The organism is Cohnella sp. WQ 127256 (assembly GCF_024519285.1).
GTDB lineage: Bacteria > Bacillota > Bacilli > Paenibacillales > Paenibacillaceae > Cohnella.
This window is the reverse complement of record NZ_JAMZCY010000001.1, coordinates 1,279,356-1,299,139: the sequence shown is the minus strand read 5'-3', so window position 1 is coordinate 1,299,139 and position 19,784 is coordinate 1,279,356. Positions and strand designations below refer to the sequence as shown.

17 protein-coding genes and 1 pseudogene are annotated in these 19,784 nt (G+C 43.8%); 16 read left to right on the top strand and 2 right to left on the bottom strand.

The genetic code is table 11. The features are described from left to right. The first annotated feature begins 68 nt into the window (after positions 1-68). Genes M1K58_RS05745 through nrdF form a run of 4 tightly spaced genes read left to right on the top strand, consistent with a single transcriptional unit; the run spans position 69 to position 3,704 of the window. The gene (locus M1K58_RS05745; protein WP_256757697.1) at positions 69-293 is read left to right on the top strand and encodes a glutaredoxin family protein; all 225 of its coding nucleotides are present in this window, start codon (positions 69-71) and stop codon (positions 291-293) included. Further along, entirely contained in the window at positions 290-661 is a 372-nt protein-coding gene (nrdI, locus tag M1K58_RS05740; protein ID WP_256757696.1) for a class Ib ribonucleoside-diphosphate reductase assembly flavoprotein NrdI, read from the top strand. The genes M1K58_RS05745 and nrdI overlap by 4 nt, the downstream gene beginning before the upstream one ends. After that, positions 658-2,751, top strand: a complete 2,094-nt coding sequence (gene nrdE, locus M1K58_RS05735; protein ID WP_256757695.1) for a class 1b ribonucleoside-diphosphate reductase subunit alpha — start codon at positions 658-660, stop codon at positions 2,749-2,751. Before nrdI ends, nrdE begins: the two co-directional genes overlap by 4 nt. Further along, positions 2,739-3,704, top strand: a complete 966-nt coding sequence (gene nrdF / locus M1K58_RS05730) for a class 1b ribonucleoside-diphosphate reductase subunit beta (RefSeq protein ID WP_256757694.1) — start codon at positions 2,739-2,741, stop codon at positions 3,702-3,704. Before nrdE ends, nrdF begins: the two co-directional genes overlap by 13 nt. Positions 3,705-3,730: 26 nt before the next feature. Here the strand turns inward: nrdF and M1K58_RS05725 are convergent, their stop codons facing one another. Continuing rightward, positions 3,731-4,471 (bottom strand): EcsC family protein, encoded by a 741-nt coding sequence (locus tag M1K58_RS05725; RefSeq protein ID WP_256757693.1) that lies wholly within the window; start codon positions 4,469-4,471, stop codon positions 3,731-3,733. 173 nt (positions 4,472-4,644) lie between these two features. After that, positions 4,645-6,618: a glycoside hydrolase family 127 protein gene (locus M1K58_RS05720; RefSeq protein WP_256757692.1), complete on the bottom strand. Its 1,974-nt coding sequence runs from the start codon at positions 6,616-6,618 to the stop codon at positions 4,645-4,647. A 134-nt stretch (positions 6,619-6,752) separates the two neighbouring features. Between M1K58_RS05720 and M1K58_RS05715 the strand changes: the two genes are divergently transcribed. The 12 genes and pseudogenes from M1K58_RS05715 to M1K58_RS05660 all read left to right on the top strand — a co-directional run bounded on the left by M1K58_RS05715 (position 6,753) and on the right by M1K58_RS05660 (position 19,775). Next, positions 6,753-7,553 carry an AraC family transcriptional regulator gene (locus M1K58_RS05715; protein WP_256757691.1) on the top strand — a complete coding sequence of 267 codons (801 nt, stop codon included), beginning with the start codon at positions 6,753-6,755 and terminating at the stop codon, positions 7,551-7,553. Positions 7,554-7,872: 319 nt separating this feature from the next. Further along, positions 7,873-8,715 (top strand): aldo/keto reductase, encoded by an 843-nt coding sequence (locus M1K58_RS05710; RefSeq protein ID WP_256757690.1) that lies wholly within the window; start codon positions 7,873-7,875, stop codon positions 8,713-8,715. Positions 8,716-8,826: 111 nt separating this feature from the next. Then, a pseudogene (locus M1K58_RS05705) lies at positions 8,827-9,487 on the top strand (FAD-binding oxidoreductase); the annotation flags it as partial. Between the two features lie 172 nt (positions 9,488-9,659). Beyond that, positions 9,660-9,986, top strand: a complete 327-nt coding sequence (locus M1K58_RS05700) for a YbjQ family protein (RefSeq protein ID WP_256757689.1) — start codon at positions 9,660-9,662, stop codon at positions 9,984-9,986. Beyond that, positions 9,983-10,231, top strand: coding sequence for a hypothetical protein (locus M1K58_RS05695; RefSeq protein ID WP_256757688.1), 249 nt, complete (start codon positions 9,983-9,985; stop codon positions 10,229-10,231). Before M1K58_RS05700 ends, M1K58_RS05695 begins: the two co-directional genes overlap by 4 nt. A 230-nt stretch (positions 10,232-10,461) precedes the next feature. Beyond that, positions 10,462-11,328, top strand: a complete 867-nt coding sequence (locus tag M1K58_RS05690) for a PRD domain-containing protein (RefSeq protein ID WP_256757687.1) — start codon at positions 10,462-10,464, stop codon at positions 11,326-11,328. Between the two features lie 21 nt (positions 11,329-11,349). After that, on the top strand, positions 11,350-12,792 hold the full coding sequence (locus M1K58_RS05685) for a PTS transporter subunit EIIC (protein ID WP_256757686.1): 1,443 nt from the start codon (positions 11,350-11,352) through the stop codon (positions 12,790-12,792). Positions 12,793-13,036: 244 nt separating this feature from the next. Beyond that, complete coding sequence (locus tag M1K58_RS05680; RefSeq protein WP_256757685.1) at positions 13,037-14,722, top strand: methyl-accepting chemotaxis protein; 1,686 nt, start codon at positions 13,037-13,039, stop codon at positions 14,720-14,722. 123 nt (positions 14,723-14,845) lie between these two features. Beyond that, the gene (locus M1K58_RS05675) at positions 14,846-15,964 is read left to right on the top strand and encodes a sugar ABC transporter substrate-binding protein (protein ID WP_256757684.1); all 1,119 of its coding nucleotides are present in this window, start codon (positions 14,846-14,848) and stop codon (positions 15,962-15,964) included. A gap of 91 nt (positions 15,965-16,055) precedes the next feature. Next, on the top strand, positions 16,056-17,558 hold the full coding sequence (locus M1K58_RS05670; protein WP_256758258.1) for a sugar ABC transporter ATP-binding protein: 1,503 nt from the start codon (positions 16,056-16,058) through the stop codon (positions 17,556-17,558). A 1-nt stretch (position 17,559) separates the two neighbouring features. Continuing rightward, positions 17,560-18,747, top strand: coding sequence for a sugar ABC transporter permease (locus tag M1K58_RS05665; protein WP_256757683.1), 1,188 nt, complete (start codon positions 17,560-17,562; stop codon positions 18,745-18,747). 53 nt (positions 18,748-18,800) lie between these two features. After that, on the top strand, positions 18,801-19,775 hold the full coding sequence (locus tag M1K58_RS05660) for a Gfo/Idh/MocA family protein (protein WP_256757682.1): 975 nt from the start codon (positions 18,801-18,803) through the stop codon (positions 19,773-19,775). Positions 19,776-19,784 lie beyond the last annotated feature (9 nt).

Below are 19,784 nucleotides of genomic sequence, written 5' to 3'. Positions count from 1 at the left end.
GTTAGAACACCCCCGGAGACGTGGGTGTTCTATTTTTTTTGTGCGAAATGACTGGAGGAGACGAGAAGATGAAGCTTTATACAAGAACAGTGTGCCCGAAATGCATGTGGATCAAATCCGAATTGCAGAGAGCGGGACTTGAAGTCGAGATTATCAACGTCGATCATGACGCAGAGGCATTTGAAAAGCTCGTAAAGGCAGGAGCGATGAGCGTACCGGTCTTGGAGGTCGAGGGAGAATATATTTTTGATACGAACGAAATGGTCAAGCAATTGGAGAGTCTGAAAGTATGATCGCTTTTGCGAGCCGTACAGGAAACGTACGTTATATCGTTTCACGGCTTCAATTGCCCGCGGTTGAAATCGCTGACGACGTTAAGCTGACGCAGCCGTTTTTGCTGTTTACCTACACAGACGGGTTAGGCGATGTTCCTAGGATTGTGAATCAATTTTTAGAGCGTTGCGGTGCGCATTGTCAGGGAGTGATCGTGAGCGGAAACAGCAACTTCGGCCATCACGTATTCGGTGCGGCTGGGGATGCTATTTCGCGTCAATGGAAAGTTCCACTTGTCCGTAAAATTGACATGCGAGGCTTCGCCGAAGATTACGAGGCGATCCGCCGTTATTATGAGCATTGTTTCCGGGAGGAGAGAGTTGGATGAAGTCTTATCTAAAGTTGAACAACGAAGTTCTCAATCAATATAGCCGGACGGGAAAGCTCGATCTCGTGAAAGATAAAGAGGCGACGCGCCGTTATTTCCTGGAACACGTAAACGTGAAATTGCGCTACTTCATTGATACGGAAGAAAAAATCCGGTATCTCGTGGACGAAGGGTACTACGAAAAAGAGTTCCTTCAGCAATATAGTCAGGAGTTCATTGAACGGATTTACGAGAAAGCATATGAATACGAGTTCCGTTTCCCGTCGTTCATGAGCGCTAGTAAATTTTACGAGAGCTATGCAATGAAGAGCCGGGACGGCGAAGAAATTCTCGAGAAATACGAGGATCGCATCGTGATCATCGCTTTGTATTTAGCGCAAGGGAATGAACGAATGGCCGAATTGGCGGTTGAAGCGATGATGTCGGCCTACCAACCTGCGACGCCCACCGCGCTCAATAGCGGCAAGATGGCGAGAGGTGAGCTTGTCAGCTGCTTCCAATTGACGATGGACGATTCGATGAACAGTATTTCACATAATATCGGATACTGCCTCGAACTGTCTCGTTTGGGTGGTGGAGTTGGGGTTAACGTAACCGACCTGCGGCCGCTTGGCGATCCGATCAAAGGCATTCTTAACCGTGCGAGCGGGGTCATGCCCGTTGCCAAACTTCTTGAAAATTCCTTCTCCTATTCGAATCAACTCGGTCAACGTAACGGCTCCGGAGTCATCTATTTGAACGTTTTCCATGCTGACATCGAGAACTTTATTTCGGCCAAGAAGCCTAATGCCGACGACAAAATCCGTCTCGCAACGCTTTCGACGGGCATTATCGTGCCGCATATTTTCTTCGAGCTGATGAAGCGCGATAAGGATATGGTGTTGTTTAGTCCGTACGACATTTACAAGGAATACGGAAAACGGATGTCCGAGATCAGCATTAGTGAGATGTACTACGATCTGCTGGACAATCCTAATATTCGGAAAATCAAGCGGATCAACGCCCGCAAGCTTTATACAGAAGTCAAGAAAGCGCAGTTCGAGTCGGGCTATCCTTTCGAAGTGTTCGACGATCATGTGAACGATAAACACGCTTTGGGCAATTTGGGCCGGGTGAAGATGTCAAACCTTTGCACGGAGATTCTACAGGTGCAAGAAACAAGCGTTATTCACGATCACGGAACGGATAACGATTACGGTATGGACGTGTCCTGCAATTTAGGATCGATTGACATCCACAACGCAACGCGAGAAGCGTCTTTCGAGCAATTGGTCGATACAGCGATGCGATTGCTGACGAACGTATCGTTGATGACTGACATTCGTAACGTACCATCTGTTACGAAAGCGAACCGTAGCATGCATTCCGTTGGTCTTGGGGTTATGAACCTACACGGACATTTAATCTCGCAAGGGTTGGCTTACGGATCGAAGGAGTCCGTCCTCTTTATCGACACGTTCATGGAGGCGCTCAATTATTATTCGCTGTTATCCTCGATGCAGATCGCCAAAGAAAGAAACGAGACGTTTCATGGTTTTCAACAAAGCGACTACGCCAATGGGAGTTACTTCGATTCGTATATCGGCAAATCCGTTGAGACGCTTCCGGAAGAGGTTGCCGCTGCGTTGGGCAACGTCCCGTTAATTACGGCGGAGATGTGGGCTGAGCTCAAGGAACAGGTTATGGAGCATGGACTGTTCAACGCGTACCGTCTAGCCATCGCGCCTACTGGAAGTATTTCTTATATTCGTAATAGTACGGCTTCGATCGCCCCCTGCACGGAGAAGGTGGAAATTCGGGATTATGCCGACAGCCGCACCATTTATCCGATGCCGTTCTTGACAAACGATAACATTGAGCTCTATAAGGAAGCCTATGAGATCGATCAATTCCGAATGGTCGATTTGTATGCGGCTGCCCAGCGTCACATTGACCAGGGGATTTCGATGACATTATACGTGACGGACCAATGGACGACCGAGCAATTGGCGCGTCTTTACATCTATGCTTGGATGAAAGGGATCAAGACGGTGTACTATGTGCGTCAGCGTCTGCAGACCATTGAGGAGTGTGTATCGTGTTCGATCTAAAAGTGTTTGAAGCCGTAAACTGGAACCGGAGCCAACAGGAGTTGACGAAGGTATTCTGGGATCAGCAGTGGAAGCAAATTTGGTTCCCTGAAGAAATCGCGGTCAGCAAGGATCTGAAGCAGTGGCAAGATTTCGCGCATCAGGATACGTACAAGAAGGTGTTCGGTGGCCTTACGTTGCTTGATACGATTCAGACGAATATCGGGATGAACGAAATTGCTCGCCATGCTCCTGATCTGCAAGAAAAGGCGCTCTACACAGTATTCGCTTCGTTCGAAGCCATTCACGCGAAATCGTACTCTTATATATTCACGACATTATGCACGAACAGCGAGATCGACTCGATCTTCGAATGGGTGAAACACAACGAGTATTTGCAGTACAAAGCCAAGCGGATCAGCGACGTGTATCTTGCAATCGAAGAGGGCGATGAGGTTTCCTTATGGAAGGCGATGTTCGCCTCCGTCATGCTGGAGTCGTTCCTGTTCTACTCGGGCTTCTTCTTTCCGCTCTACTTGGGCGGGCAAGGGGTGCTACGAAACAGCTCGGAAGTCATCTCGCTCATTTTACGGGACGAATCGATTCACGGCGTTGCGATCGGTTTTTTTGCACAACAACGGTTCAAGCAATTTACCGCAGAGCAGAAAGAGCAGTTAACGGTTTGGGCTTATGAGTTCTTGTTGGACTTATACCATAACGAACTTAACTATACCAATGATTTATATGCGGAAACCGGCTTAAGCCCAGATGTGAAAAGCTATATTCGTTACAATGCGAACAAGGCGCTGATGAACATTGGCTTCGAGACGATGTTTCCGGACGAAGAAATCAATCCGATCGTCATGAACGGGATACGTAACGAGGGTTCGACTTACGATTTCTTTTCACAAAAGGGCTCGACGTATGCAGTAGCGAAGGTAGCCCCAATTACGGACGATACGTTTCGATTTTAATTGTTATGGTTCGGGAATTTGATTATTTAGTTTTCAGTAGACTCGTTTAATCTTCGCAACCGATAGGCGTTCGTTGCGGCTTGGCCAAGTTCCTCGAGAATGGAGTAATTTGCCCATGCCCCCGCGACAGCACCTATCCCCGGCACCATCTGCAGCATCTTTCGAAAGTCGATTGCGTCGCGATATTCCTTCTGGAACGTCTCCCAGTTCATATTTTTGGAGTATTCTGTATCTGAGGACCACAGCTCCTTATCAGAATCCCAGCTCTTGATCGAGTTCAACAGCTTGGCGCGTTGTTCCGGACCGGAGAACGTCATTTGGAATACTTTAAGAATGAAAACTCGTTCGGAAAAATGTTTCGTGTCATACCCGTAGTTATGAGCCAGCTCAAACAAGAATTTCATCTTGATCGCAATTAACGCAGGGAAGTCTACGACATTAAGTATAATACCACCCGCTCCGGTGCCTGCACCTTCGGCAACCGCGATCTTTTGGTACAAGGAAAACAATCGTTTTGCCTCTTGATCATTCAGTTCTAGATTAAGAGTCCGCTGTACGGCTCTTTTAGGTGTATATTCCGCACCGAACAATGCTGTACGCACGATCGACTTTATGGTGGCCGTAATGATATCGTGCATTTTGGGTGGAATCAAGTTGTTTATTCGATTACCGATCAACTTCGAGGTTTTCTCCAGCCATCCGGGCGGTTTGAATAACTGCTGCTCCCAAGCTACGATTTCTTTGCGCACTTTCTGTTCGTAATTCACGGTCGATCGCTCCTCTTTAAGACTCGCCATATTATAACGGATAAAGCCGTTGTGTTGAACAGTCCGAGGAAGGATGGGGAACCCGACGGAAGTCGTGGAGATGACAATTGATAGCGGGAATTCAAAGAAGAACCTGATAACTTTATCAGGTTCTTCTTTATTACTCCAACAAGCTAACTTTCTCGAATCCAAACCTGCATTTCTCCATGCTCCCGATTGCCCCATAGCGTGTAAGGAACGGCACGCAGCCTCGGGGTAGTCAGAATGGGCGGAGCAGAACGATACAGGGGAGTATACATCTCGTCCAAATCCTCAGCCCGTATTCCTTCCACCTCGATCGCGACGATGCCGCCCAAGGTAGGATCCTGAACACATTTCAGCTCAGCGTTCTTGGGCAGAGCGAGCGAAGAGAGCGGAGAAGCATTGTCTGTCTCCTCGAAGCAATAGACGAGCGGTCCGCGCTGTAGCGCGACCCGTCCAGCATTGGCCCGAACTTGAGGATGGGCGTAAATCCGGCGCGGGGTCATATCGAATTGAACGGCAATGGAGTCACCGCTGCTCCAGTCGTTCGTAAAGTAAGCGTAGCCGTCGCGAATAATTGGCTGTTGCGGAACACCATTGATATGAAATATCGTTTCGCTCGACCATGAAGGAATGCGCATGGCGAGTGTAAAGCTACCGCTTCCTTCGGCGCTTACGACTTGCAGCGAGGCATTTCCGTTCCACGGCAAGCCGCTCTCCAAGCGAACAAGTACATTGCGACCGGAAAGCGCGATTTCTGTCTCGTTGCCGATATACAGATGCGTGTACAGAGTGTCCGAGTTCGCCGTGTATACGTACTGCCCTGCTGAAATGAGCAGTCTTGCGGCGTTCGGCGGACAGCACGCGCAGCCGTACCATTTTTGCCGAACGGCTTTGATATGATGTTTCCCAGGATTGCCCTTGCTCGCCGCAGGCCATACTTCCATCGGATTTACATAAAAGTAATGTTTTCCGTCCAATCCGATTCCCGCTGTTACGGTATTGTAGAACGCGCGTTCCATGATGTCGCCGTATTCGCCCTTAGGCTCGAGCTGCAGCATGCGGCGGGCGAAAAAAATCATTCCGATTGACGCGCAGGTTTCGGAGTAGTTCGTATCATTCGGCAAATCGTAATCGAACGTAAAAGCTTCGCCGTGATGAGTTGATCCTATGCTTCCGGTAACATACATCTGTTTGTTCACCATGTTGCTCCATAACCTTCTGCAAGCCTCCAGTAGATCGGGGTCAGCGTTATGAATCACCAGGTCCGCCATGGCTGAATACATGTAAACCGCGCGCACGGCATGTCCAACCGCGACCTCTTGTTCACGAACCGGTTTGTGAGCTTGAAGGTATTCCAGTAACTGCGGTCTTGTCTGAACAACTCCGGGATTCCAATGCGATATTCGGCCGCGGGCTTCCCATTCCGCATGGAAGAAGTTCGGCTCTTGTCCGCGCTCGTTAATCAGGAAGCTGGCGAAATCCAGGTAACGCTGTTCGCCCGTTACCTCGTATAGCTTGACTAAAGCTAGCTCGATTTCTTGATGTCCGTCATACCCACGGATTTGATGCTCCTCTGGACCGAACAGCCGATCGATATGGTCAGCAAGACGTCTGGCGATATCGAGCAGTTTCGTTTTGCTGGTTCCTTGATAGTACGCGACGGCTGCTTCGATCAGATGACCCGCAGAATACATTTCATGACAGTCCATCAGGTTCGTCCAGCGTCCTTGCGGTTCTTTGATCGTAAAGTAAGTGTTAAGGTAGCCGTCCTCTTGCTGGGCTAAAGCAAGCAGATCGATCACTTCGTCTGCCAGCTGTTCAAGCTTCTCGTCGGGTTTATTGGCTAGCGAGAAGCCGACCGCCTCCAGCCACTTGTACAGATCTGTATCCTGGAAGAAAAAACCGGAGTATTCACCTTCCTCCAAACCAGCTGTGATTCGAAAATTGCGAATGCAATGGCTTGGCTCCGCTTCCGATACATTATCGTTGAGTGCCTCCCACTGGTAGGGAAGGATCGTATTGTTGACGAGATTCACGTAAGCTTGCCAGTAGTGATCGGTAATTCGGACATTTTTCAGGTCTATGGGACGGCTGAAGTCGGGTTGATGATTTGATATTCTCATCTTTCACTCTCCGTTATGATGTGATTTGGTGTATTATCATCTTAGCAAAGTGGTACAACCTTGTCGGTAGATGAACCGATAGAATAGGTGTCAAAAAGTGACTTTATAGTTAGACAGTGAGGAGGTGTCGTCGCGTGCTTCCGTTCTATATGCATCAGCCTTATCGCTTAAATATGGGTGGCCATTTTCTGGCAAATGAGCCTTGGTCCCATATGGCAAGAAAAATGTCGGAATACGAGCTGTTGATCGGAGTGTCTGAGAATGTCTATTTGGAAGTCGAGGGGGAGCCGTTCGAAATCAAGCCGGGCGACGTGATGATTCTAAAGCCGGGGCAGTTTCATCAGGGATACAAGCCCTCCTTACCGGGAGTATCGTTTTATTGGTTTCACTTTATGCAGCCTGAAGCGGACGGTCGCGAACCCGATGGCATGCTGTCGTTATACGCGGAATGTGCAAATCCAAACCGGATTCATATTCTCGCTCGGCAACTGCTACATGCAGCGAACGGAGGATATAGCCTGCCGAATGCGGGAGACTATTTTCTTTCTTGCTTGTTGATTGAATTGGTGGAACAAGGGAGAAATCCCAATTCAGATCCTAAGCTCGCCGATTTACTGGAATGGATCCGACTGCACGCGCTTGAGCAAGATCTCACGGTAGAGAGGATCGCAGCGTACAGCGGTTATAACAAGCAGTATTTGACGCGGATATTCAAGCGCAATTTCGGATCTGGATTGCTGAAATACGTTCATTCCATCAAGCTCGAATCGGCCAAGCGACTGTTGGCCGGCAGCAAGCTGTACGTCAAAGAAGTCGCCATGAAAGTCGGCTTCGCGGACGAAAAACAGTTCGCCAAGTGGTTTAAGCTGCAATCGGGCGTAACTCCTACGGCTTATCGGGAAGCGTTCACTAGAACGCATTTCAACAATGTCTAGAAATATTCGGCAAATTCGGAAAGCATGTACTGATTCCAACCCGCATAAATCGCTGGTTTTTCTGTGCACCCAGGAAGTGCGATTCCCGATTCGAATGTATTAAACGGAGAGAAGAATCGGAAGCTAAGAGTTAGAATAGGTATGATTTGAGTTCTTGAATTTGCTCCAATTGTGATGAATAGCACTTAAAAGTACCTATATTACTTTTAAGTACGTACTATTCAATTTATTCAATTTCATTTATTGTTGCACTTGTAGGCAATGATGACTATCACTCATCTATGGATTAAAAATAATTATTAATATGGGGGAAAATATAATGATAAAGAATTTGCAAGATACAACAACATTGCATAATGGTGTGAAGATGCCTTGGTTCGGATTGGGCGTATTTCTAGTGGAGGAAGGTCCTGAACTTGAAAATGCTGTGAAAACAGCGATCAAGAATGGTTATAGAAGTATTGATACAGCTGCTATTTACGGAAATGAAGAAGGTGTCGGTCGAGGAATTCGCCAAGGAATGGAAGAATCAGGAATTTCTAGAGAAGAACTTTTTATCACATCCAAAGTATGGAATGCGGATCTTGGTTATGAATCAGCGATAGCCGCTTATGAGACGAGCTTAAGTAAACTTGGATTGGAATATTTGGATTTATATCTCATTCACTGGCCGGTCGAAGGTAAGTTCAAGGAAGCTTGGAGAGCATTGGAGACCCTCTATAAAGAAGGACGTGTAAAAGCGATTGGTGTAAGCAACTTCCTTAAGCATCAGCTTGAAGAGCTAATGAAAGATGCAGAGATTAAGCCAATGGTGGATCAAATGGAACATCATCCACGTTTGACTCAAAAGGAACTTCAAGCATTTTGTAAGGAAAACGGCATCCAATTCGAAGCGTGGTCTCCATTAATGCAAGGTCAGTTATTAGATAATACGGAGTTAAAGGAAATTGGTAATAAGTACGGTAAATCCATTGCCCAAGTGATCTTGCGCTGGAATTTACAAAGTGGTGTTGTAACGATACCGAAATCAACGAAAGAACATCGCATCATTGAAAATGCATCTATTTTTGATTTTGAGCTGACTAAAGAAGATATGCAACAAATCGATGGATTGAATCAGAATCTTCGAGTAGGTCCTGACCCAGACAATTTTGATTTTTAATCTAATGATAATCACTTCAATCAAACGAACATACGTGACAATTAATACGATTATGCCCGGTTCCCGAATTGATGGGGGATTAGTGCGTAGTGTGTTTTAATAGCGGAGTAGAAATGCAACTCCGATCTCTATTGGGCTTCCCGAGGGGGTGGCGGAGGTAACTTCGGCGTGTACACTCAGTACAAATTCAAAACGATTCGCGCTCCAGAGACGGCGACAGTGTACCGCATCACTTGGCCTTGGGATCAATTCGAAGAAGTGCTCAAGGCCTGGCAACGATGGGCACCATCAGTCGATACCCGATTAGGAAGCGAATTATCAATTGGACCGAAAAAGGGCGGTAACGTTTCGATGGTCGGACTGTTCCTTGGATCAAAAACAGAAGCCGTCCGCATGCGCGAATTTCTAGAGAAAAGCGGAGGAGAGTACTCCGGCAGGATTCTTTTTCCTCAACTGGGGCGGAGCCGTTAGTCGTGTAGCGCCAAAAGCTACGGCATTTTACTGGCGTAATGCGAAATATTACGTGGAGTGGAATAGCTCATGGGTCAAGAAATCCGATGCTGCGAAAAATATCGACCTCGTGCGCAATACTCGCCGGAAGTTACAACCCTTTATCGTAGGATCTTATATCAACGTTCCGGACCAAGGAATTAAGAATTCCGGGCCGGTATACTATGGATCGAACTTCCCAAGATTGAGGAGAGTCAAAGCGAAATATGACCCCAAAAATGTATTTAATAATCCTCAAAGTATTCCGCCGGCTCGCAGTTAAAGATAATACGACAAGGCTTAACCAATAGAGCGAGTAGTCTAGGACTAAATTTACTAGTCCAAGGCTACTTTTCTTCCTTTTTATAGGGTAGTTTAGAGCCATAAAGCCAGTAATTAATTCAAGAGTCAATGGGATAAAATAAAGTAGAAAAGATAAAAGGTGGCGCATACATATGATCGTCGTTACGACCGAAAACATTCCGGGATATAAAGTCAAAGAAGTCAAAGGGATGTGCTTTGGATTGATTGTTAGGAGTCGCGGGCTTGGTGCTGACATCAAAGCAGCATTCAAAGGGTTGGTTGGAGGTGAAATCAAACAGTTCACTTCGTTGCTAGAAGATCTCCGTAAAGAATCCATGGATCGTTTGGTACAAAATGCCCAAGCAATGGGCGCGAACGCCATTGTGATGGTCCGCTTTGATTCCGGAGAAATCGGAAAGACGATGGGCGAAATCGTAGCATACGGCACCGCCGTAATGGTTGAAAAAGACAGAGAATGAAATGGATGCTTGGCTACTATGGAGTTCAGTTAGTTATCGTTTTGGTGATCATTATCTTGTCTGTGCTTGTCTATGACAAACGCTACAAAAGAAGAAAGTCCGGGGTTATTCCTAATGGGTTTATACATACGGAGGAAGTTAACGTAGATCCCGTTACGAATGAGAAACAGCGAGTTTATTACAATCCGAACACGGGTGAGCGAATCTATATCTGTGAATATAGAACGAAGAAGACAGAAAAGTGACTTACCCCCGGTGAATTCTGAATTTGTCTTTTAATGATTGTTTCAAGTTCCTATCAATTGACAAAATTCAACATACACACTAGTATTAACTTAAAATTACCCATTGGCATGTTACTGAAGAAGGCATGAGCCAAAAAAGGTTTCTGAACCCAGAGATCTCTTTTTGCTCATTTTTTTATTTTCAGAAGTAATAAAAAAGCAACGGTTCTGTGGAGGAGGTGAGAAACTGATTGAACGACAATACCGTTTATGTCATCGACCGTATCGTCGGCAACAACGTTGTGTTAGCCAAAAACGGAACCGGCGATGAATTGGTCTTATTCGGAAAAGGACTCGGTTTTTCCTCCAAAGCCGGAGCAACGATCGCTTCGAATGATGAGCGTATTGAAAAACGGTTCCGTTTGGACGATAGGGACAAGGTCAAGCAATATCAATCGCTTATCGAAGAACTGGATCCGGAAGTATTACGTATTTCGGAAAATATTATTGTTCTCATGGAATCCGAATTTCAAAAAAAGGTGAACAACAAAGTGTATTTAGCCCTTCCCAGCCACATTCAATTCGCGGTTTATCGGTTGCGGAACAACATTGACATCGTTAACCCTTTTTTGTACGAAACGAAGATATCTTACCCCAAAGAATATGAAATAGCACGGCAAGCCGCCAATATGATCGCAACCGCTTTTGATATAGAAATTCCCGAGGATGAAGTCGGTTTTTTGACATTCCATGTATATTCCGCCGTTGAGAATGTATCGGTCGGAGAACTGGTGAAGTTTACTAATTTAATTCAGGAGCTAGTTACGGAAATAGAAACCAGTCTCTCCATCCATATTCCACGGAGTGGAAGCGGTTATATTCGTTTAATTACACATTTGCGTTTCAGTTTCGAAAGAATCATCCAATTTAACGCGGTAGACAACCCCTTTTTCGAAGACATGCAGCAGAAATTCAAAGAAGAATATGAACTCGCGCTTAAACTAGGAAAAATCATGGAAGAACATTTGAATACGGAAATCCCGAAGGAAGAAATCGGATATTTGGTTATGCACTTGTATCGTTTCTTTCATGTTCATGTCAAGGAAGATAATGTGTGACTGGAGAAGGGGGCGGATTGATTGATAGCGATTTTGCAGAAGATGGGCAGGTCGCTAATGCTTCCTGTTGCCACGCTTCCGGCAGCTGCATTCTTGAGGCGGTTTGGAGCGATCGACTATGTGAAAGATTTTCATTTCAGCCAATCGATCGGCGGCTTTATCAATCATTACATCGCACCTTTCTTACTAGCCGGAGGCTCCGCGATTTTTGATCACCTTGGTCTGATATTCGCGGTAGGTATTGCTATAGGACTTGCTGGTGACGGCATCGCAGCTTTAGCAGCAGCGCTCGCCTATGAAGTATTGGATACAGTGTTGGTTCAAATCCCTACGGTATTTAGTAGCAGCCATGAAAAGTTGGATATGGGTGTGATGGGTGGTATCACGGCAGGCTTGGTAGCCTCCTATATGTATAAAAAATATCACCAAATCAAACTCCCTGATTGGCTAGGGTTTTTCAGTGGCAAGCGCTTCGTGTCGATCATGACGCCAATAGTGATGATACCCATAGCAATTTTGCTTGGTTTCATATGGGGACCGATCCAATCCGTTCTTGATGATTTTGGGCGTTGGATGGTCGAATTGGATGCTTTCGGTGCATTGATATACGGTACGTCGAATCGGTTACTGCTGCCGTTTGGATTGCATCATGTCATTAACAACATTGCATGGTTTCAAATCGGAATGTTCGAAGATTCGGGCGGTCGGGAAATATACGGAGATTTGGCACGATTTTTCGCCGGAGATCCGTCCGCGGGACTCTTTATGACCGGTTATTACCCGATCATGATGTTTGCTTTACCAGCAGGAGCACTAGCCATTATCCGTTCAGCAAATCCACGCAAACGGAAAGCAATTTCGTCGGTATTCATTAGCGCCGCGTTGGCATCCTTTTTTACGGGAATTACGGAACCGGTCGAGTTCGCGTTTTTGTTCGCCTCGCCGGTTCTTTACATCGTTCATGCCTTATTGACCGGAATATCGGGGTTTATAACCGCGATTCTGGGCATCAAAGACGGTTTCGGCTTCTCGGCTGGATTCATAGACTTCTTGATCAATTATCAGCTAGCAACCAAACCGCTTCTTCTCATACCGATCGGGATCGTATTCGGAACCGTTTACTATGCTCTGTTTCGCTATATGATCGTCAAGTTCAACTTGGCCACCCCCGGCCGAGAAGAGGAGGAGGCAGAAAGCGGACCAGAAACGTCTGAGACTAAGCCGACAATAATGCTTCAAGCTCAGCAAGTTTTGAATTCCTTAGGAGGAACTGACAACGTCGTCAGCATCGATGCGTGCATCACCCGATTGCGACTCGTATTGCGAAACGACAATCTGACGAACGACAAACTGCTGAAGGAACTTGGTGCGGCAGGAGTCATGAGGTTGGGACAGGGCGCCGTGCAAATCATATTCGGGACTCAATCCGAACGGTTGAAAGACGAAATAAAGAAGTTTATGTAAATTGTATATTGAAATATAATCCTATATCGTATATGATGACTTTAATTTGATAAACCTGCACGTGTTACCGAAAGGGCATGAGTGACAGGAAGCGCTATGCTTCTATCGCTCGTGCCCTTTTCTGTATTCTAATAACTAAATAAACCTACACGTGTTACCGAAAGGGCATGAGTGACAGGAAGCGCTACGCTTCTATCGCTCATGCCTATTTGCATTCAATTAACAAAGTGGGGGAGGTAAAATTATGCTATTTTTGTCAATATCTTTGCGGGTAAAGTTTATTACAAGTTTTGTAGTCATTATTATCGTATTAAGCAGTGTTAGCTTATTGACTTACTACCAAATGAAAACTTCCATGAATAAGTTAGATTCGATGGTTCAACTGTCTTTAACAGCGAGTTTAATTACAGAAAATTCTGTTATTGTTGGCGAAACACTTAGACAATACATGATTTTCCAATCACTTGAGGATAAGAAGAGTGTGGACAGGGGCTTAATCTCGATAAAGAGCAGCGTCGAGGAATTGAAACAGATAGTAACCGATGAAAAAGGTTTAACAGCATTAGATGCAGTAGTAGCGATATCCAAGAGTTATGCACTTAAAGTAACTGAGACTAGTAAACTCATTGACAATGATGATTTGACTAGTGCATCTGTAACAAATGTTGAAGCTGTAAAGATTGCAGGATTTTTAAATACAGGTGTTAGTGATTTTCTTAATGACGAGCTCAATTATCAAAAAACAACCAAGGAAAAGTTGAATAAACAAGCAGAACGTACAAAGCACCTCATCTTTTTGACGATTGGGCTGGTATCAGCAATCAGCCTATGTGGTACTGTCTTTTTTTCAACTAAGATTGCTAACACGATTGCATTATTAGTTCGGCGCTCGGAAAGCATTGCCAATAAAAATTTGAAACTTGAATCGCTCGATGTAAAAACAAAGGATGAATTAGCCGTATTAGGCAATTCATTTAACACATTGACAGATAATCTTAGAGAATTTGTTTGTGAGACGAATAAAAGCAGCCTAGAGGTAACGATAACAGCAGAAACATTGAAACTAAATGTAGAGCTTAGCTCCAAAGCGGTTGAGCAAATCTCCATCGTGCTCAATGAAGTATCAGAAGGAGCGATGGATCAACTTAGTAAATCCCGTAAAACACGTGAAATCGTAGAGAAGTTGTACCAGAGCAATAAAGAGATGCTTCAATTTGTAAAAAATGTGCTACAAGCTTCAGAAGATGCAAACCAAGCAGCTATAGTAGGCAATAAACAAATGAACTGTCTAACACAGCAAATTGAAATCATTGAGAAGAAGATTTTGGAAACACAAGCAAGCTCAGAAAAACTTCAAAACAAAACAAGACAAATTAGAGAAATCGTCACCGTGATTTCAGAAATGGCAAAACAAACGAATATTTTGGCTTTAAACGCAGGTATAGAAGCTGCCAGAGCTAGGAATGAAGGCAAAGGATTCGCAGTAGTTGCGCAAGAGATTAAAAAACTAGCAGAAAGCTCCTCTATGTCTGCTTTGAAAATAAATGAAATTCTACAAGAAATTCAAAGTGAATCTCAAAATGTTGCACTTAGTATGAGGAATGGAGTAAGTGAAATTGAAGAAGGTGCTCAGATGGCAGAAGCATCTAGACAAGCATTTACTGACATTGCGGAAAAATCGTCGGAGGTTGAGAGGCAAAATAGAATCGTCACCAGAGGTATTGAAGATATGGTTCAAGAGTTTAATGCGGTTGAAGAGATGAGCAAAAATATTACATCTATTATAGAAAAATCATCAGACGGGTATAGAGAAGTTGCGGCTTCAATAGAAGAGCAAACAGCGGGTTTACAAGAAATTACAGCCTCCGCCTATCAACTGTCAGATATGTCAGATAAGTTACAGAAAATCGTAGTGCAGTTTAATTATTAAACAATATTTGCTGCGATTAAATGAACCAAACCAATCTTCGTTTCTTTAAGTGGGGTCTTAAGAGCTCTAAGAACTCCTACTTTTTAGAATATATGCTTTATTAAAAAAAGGGAGGGTATTCGAATGCGGAACGTAAAAGGTTTATCCGTATTTATTTCAATCATGTTGTTAGTCTTAATCATTAGTGCTTGTGGAAAAAACGGTAACTCATCCGAAGGTGCTTCAAATTCTCAACCAGCTTCAGAAGATACGAAAGCATCAGTGTCTCCGTCAGCTCCTAAAAGCTTCAAAATTGGTTTTGCAGTAAGTACTCAACAAGAAGAGCGTTGGGTCAAAGAAGCGAAATATTTCGAAGATGCTGTAAAAGCACTTGGTGGTACTCCGATTGTTCAGTTCGCTGATAATGATGAAAGCAAACAAAACGACCAAGTTGAGAATATGGTTAGCCAAGGCGTGGATGTTCTAGTAATCGCCTCTATCAATGGCGAAACGATCGCGCCTGCTGTAGAAGCAGCCAAAAAAGAAGGCATACCCGTTATGTCCTACTCACGGTTAATCACCGGTGTTGATCACGATGCTTATATCGGATTTGATATACCGGGAATCGGTAGAGATCTTGCTCGAGCAGCTGTAGCAAAGGTTCCTAAAGGAAACTACATGTTGCTAAACGGTGCACCTGTCGATACCGTTTCGCACACTATCGCGGATGGAGCTAAAGAAATTCTCCAACCTCTTATCGACAAAGGCGACATCATACTGGTCGCTGAGCAATTTACAGATAAATGGTCACCTGAGAATGCGTTAGCAAGCGTTGAAAATACTTTGACGCAAAACAACGACAAAATCGATGCCATTATTAGTTCGAATGACGGTATGGCAGGCGGAGCTATTCAAGCTCTTAAGGCACAAGGACTTACAGGCAAAACTTTTGTAACGGGCACTGATGGTGATATCGCGGCGCTGCAAAGAATTGCTGAAGGAACCCAATCTATGACATTGCTTTTCCCTTCAAAAGATATGGCAGAGCTAGCCGCAAAAGCCGCATTTGAAATGGCAGAAACGAAGAAGGTTCCTTCGAATGCGACTGGTGAAACAGACAATAAGTTCAAAAAAGTACCTACTATATTCGTTAGCACTGTAACCGTAACTAAAGAAAACATCAATGATACGGTAATTAAATCAGGCTTTGCGAAAGTGGAAGATGTATTCAAAAATGTTCCAAAGGATCAATGGCCTAAGTAATTAAACAAACAGAATAAGGGCGGTTTAACGGGCTTGAATCGCCCTTATTAAAGGGGACTGATGAACTTTGACTACGACTTGGATATTGGAAATGAACAATATCATCAAGGAGTTTCCTGGGGTAAAGGCTCTGGGCGGTGTAAGTTTTAAAGTGAAAAAGGGTGAAATTCATGCATTGGTTGGAGAAAACGGTGCAGGAAAATCGACGTTAATGAAAGTACTTAGTGGCGTATATCCATATGGAACCTATACGGGTTCTATTACAGTAGAGGGTAAAGTACAAAATATTCAAAACACAAGCGACGCTGAAAAAGCTGGAATTAGTATTATCTTTCAGGAATTGTCGTTGTCTAGCAACCTATCCATTGCAGAAAACATTTTTATGGGCGATGAACCTACTAAGGGCATGCTGATTGATTGGGATTCCATGTATTCCCGGGCTAACGAACTGTTGGAGCTTGTTGGTGTTAGATTGGATTCAAATGTACTGGTGAAAAATCTCGGAATCGGTCATCAACAAATGGTAGAAATCGCAAAAGCATTAAGAACGGATAGTAAAATTCTTGTTCTAGATGAACCAACGTCTGCTCTAAGCAACAGTGAAATCAATATGCTTATGAATCTATTAGAAAAATTGAGAGATCAAGGTGTTACTTGTATATATATTTCTCATAAGTTTGACGAGATTTTTAGAATTGCTGATCGTGTTACCATTTTGCGAGATGGTCAAACGATCGATACGCTATCTATTGATAGCCTGAATGAATCGATGTTAATCAATTTAATGGTAGGTAGAGATTTGAACCAAAGATATCCGGAGAGAAAACGTGGAACGGGTAAAGGCAATCCTATTCTAGAACTTAAAAACTATTCATTATTTGACTATAAAGAGGGTAAAGAAAGACTACATAAGATCAACTTCTCACTACATCAAGGCGAGATCCTGGGAATAGCAGGATTAATGGGGGCGGGTAGAACCGAACTTGTCAGCAGCTTGTTTGGTGCCTTCAATGGGAAAAGCGAAGGTCAAATCATGATCGACGGCAAAGAAATTAAGATCAATTGTCCGCAAGATGCTATGAAACAAGGCATTAGCTTCATTACTGAAGATAGAAAGAATCTTGGTATTTTCCCAGTTTTGAGTATTAAAGAAAATATGGTTATCGCAAATTTGGACAATATACCTGGAAAGGTAATGGTTCAGGAGTCAGAAGAAAAACTGCTTTGTAATTTGTTTGTAGATAGTCTTCAAATTAAAATCGGATCGACGGAAAACAAAATAACGAGCTTGAGCGGCGGAAATCAACAAAAGGTGATCTTAGGCCGATGGTTAATGCGCAAGCCGAAGATATTAATATTGGATGAACCAACAAGAGGTATCGATGTAGGTGCAAAGTACGAAATATATAGCATTATTAATAGATTGGTTGAACATGGGGTAGCCGTTATTATGGTTTCTTCCGAACTTCCTGAAATATTGGGAATGTGCGATAGGATATTAGTCATGAAAGATGGGACGATCACCGGAGAAGTGTTGCAGGAAGAGGCAACCCAAGAAAAAATTATGAGTTTCGCTGTGGGAGGGAGTGTCTAACATGAGCAGAGAAAATACGATTCAACTAGAGGAGACAAATATGAATAAGCCTGGAGTTAATAGTCTATTGAAAAGCATTAATTTAAGATCGTTAATTATCGTGTTTGCTTTAATAGCCATTTGGATTAGTTTGCAAATTGCAACAGACGGTACGTTTTTAACTTCAAGGAATATTTCATTACTGTTCAGACAAATGACTCCAATCGGGATTATTTCAATCGGTATGGTTCTTGTTATCGTTGCAGGACATATTGATCTTTCGGTTGGTTCCATTGTGGCCGTTTCCGGCGCAATAGCAGCTGTCATGCAAACACAGATGCAGATGGGTACAATTCCAACCATAATTGCCCTACTTCTTACTGGTTTGATCGTCGGTGTCATCAATGGATACTTTTCTACATTCCAAAAAATCCCCCCCTTTATTGTAACTCTAGCCACAATGCTTGTTTTTAGAGGAGTGACATTGCTCATTACAGGCGGATCTACGATTTCAGGGATGAATCCTAGCTTTAAGTATATTGGAGACGGATATGTCTCCCAGCTATGGAGTACAATTATCGCGGCAATTGGTATTCTTTTCTATCTCATTTTCGAGATTACCAAAAGAAGAAGTAAAACATCTAAGGGCATGAATGTTACATCTACGAATTGGTTTGCACTTAAGTTAATTGCCGTATGCGCGATATGTGTGTTACTCGTTTCGACAATGAACAATTATGAAGGCATTCCCATTCCCGTTATTATTATGGCCGCAATTGTTATTGTCGTAACCTTTATATCAAAAAACACTAGATTCGGAAGACGGTTGTATGCAATAGGTGGAAATTCGGAAGCTGCTCGTTTATCGGGGATTAATGTTAATAAAGAGGGTTTGAAAGTATTCGCACTGTTGGGAATTCTGAGTGCAATATCGGGGCTTATCCTTACTGCTCGTTTGGATGCGGCAACTCCGGCTGCAGGAAATCAGTTTGAATTCGATGCCATTTCGGCTGCTATCATCGGTGGGGCAAGCTTTAGCGGTGGTCAAGGCACTGTATTTGGGGCGGTAATCGGTGCGCTTATTATGGCCAGTCTTAATAACGGAATGAGTATTCTAAATATTCCATCTGCAGCGCAGTTTATCTTGAAGGGTCTTGTCTTGCTTATAGCGGTCTGGTTTGATATGCGCGGAAAAATCAAAGGTAAATAGTTGAAAAAGATGCCGGGAAATACGGATGAATTTATGGAGAAGGGGATATCATTATGTTCCATGTATTAATCATCGGAGCAGGTACGATGGGAAAAATACACAACCAAGCTTTTGCTCTCATGAAGGATGTAAAGGTAGTTGGAGTAGTGGATTCGAATCACGATAATAAATGGATGGATGGTCAAGTGTTTTCCTCCTTCGAACAGGCTTTAGAAACTATGAATCAGATTGATGTTGTTGATATTTGTGTACCTACGCCATTTCATCTCGAATATGTAAAAAAAGCGGCAGATGCAAAGCTTAATATCATTTGCGAAAAGCCGCTCGCAAGAAGCGTTGAAGAAGGGCAAGCAATCATTAACTACTGCAAAGAAAAAAACGTGAAGCTATTTGTTGCCCATGTGCTTCGGTTTTTCCCAGAGTATGTCCAAGCAAAAGCGCTGATTGATAGTGGAACGATTGGAAAAATCGGTGTGGCCAGAACGAGCCGGGCCGGAAGTTTCCCGCAAGGGTTAAATGATTGGTATTCTGATTATCAAAGCAGCGGCGGAGTTATTCTTGATATGGTCATCCATGATATCGATTTTTTACGTTGGTGTTTTGGTGAGGTTGAACGAGTTTACGCAAAAGGAACGCTCGGTGAAGGTTATGAAAAGTTAGACTACGCCTTAATTACAATGAGATTCAAAAACGGCGTAATTGCACATTTAGAAGGATCCTGGGCGCATAGTAGCTTTTCGATGAAATTCGAATTTTCTGGTTTAACGGGTGTTATAGCTTACGATAGCGCAAAAGATAAACCGATTGAATTACACGCCCACACGAATGATGCAGGATTAGGAGGAGTAGCTGTACCTGAAAGTCCTTTGCAAACAAACCCATATTATCGAGAGCTGAGACATTTCTTGGATTGCTTAAAGAAAGAAATAGACCCATTAGTTTCTGCAGAAGATGCATTAATAGCAGTCAAAATCGCCCTTTCGGCTATTGAATCTATTCGTACATCACAACCTAAGTGGTTAGATTGACACGATAAC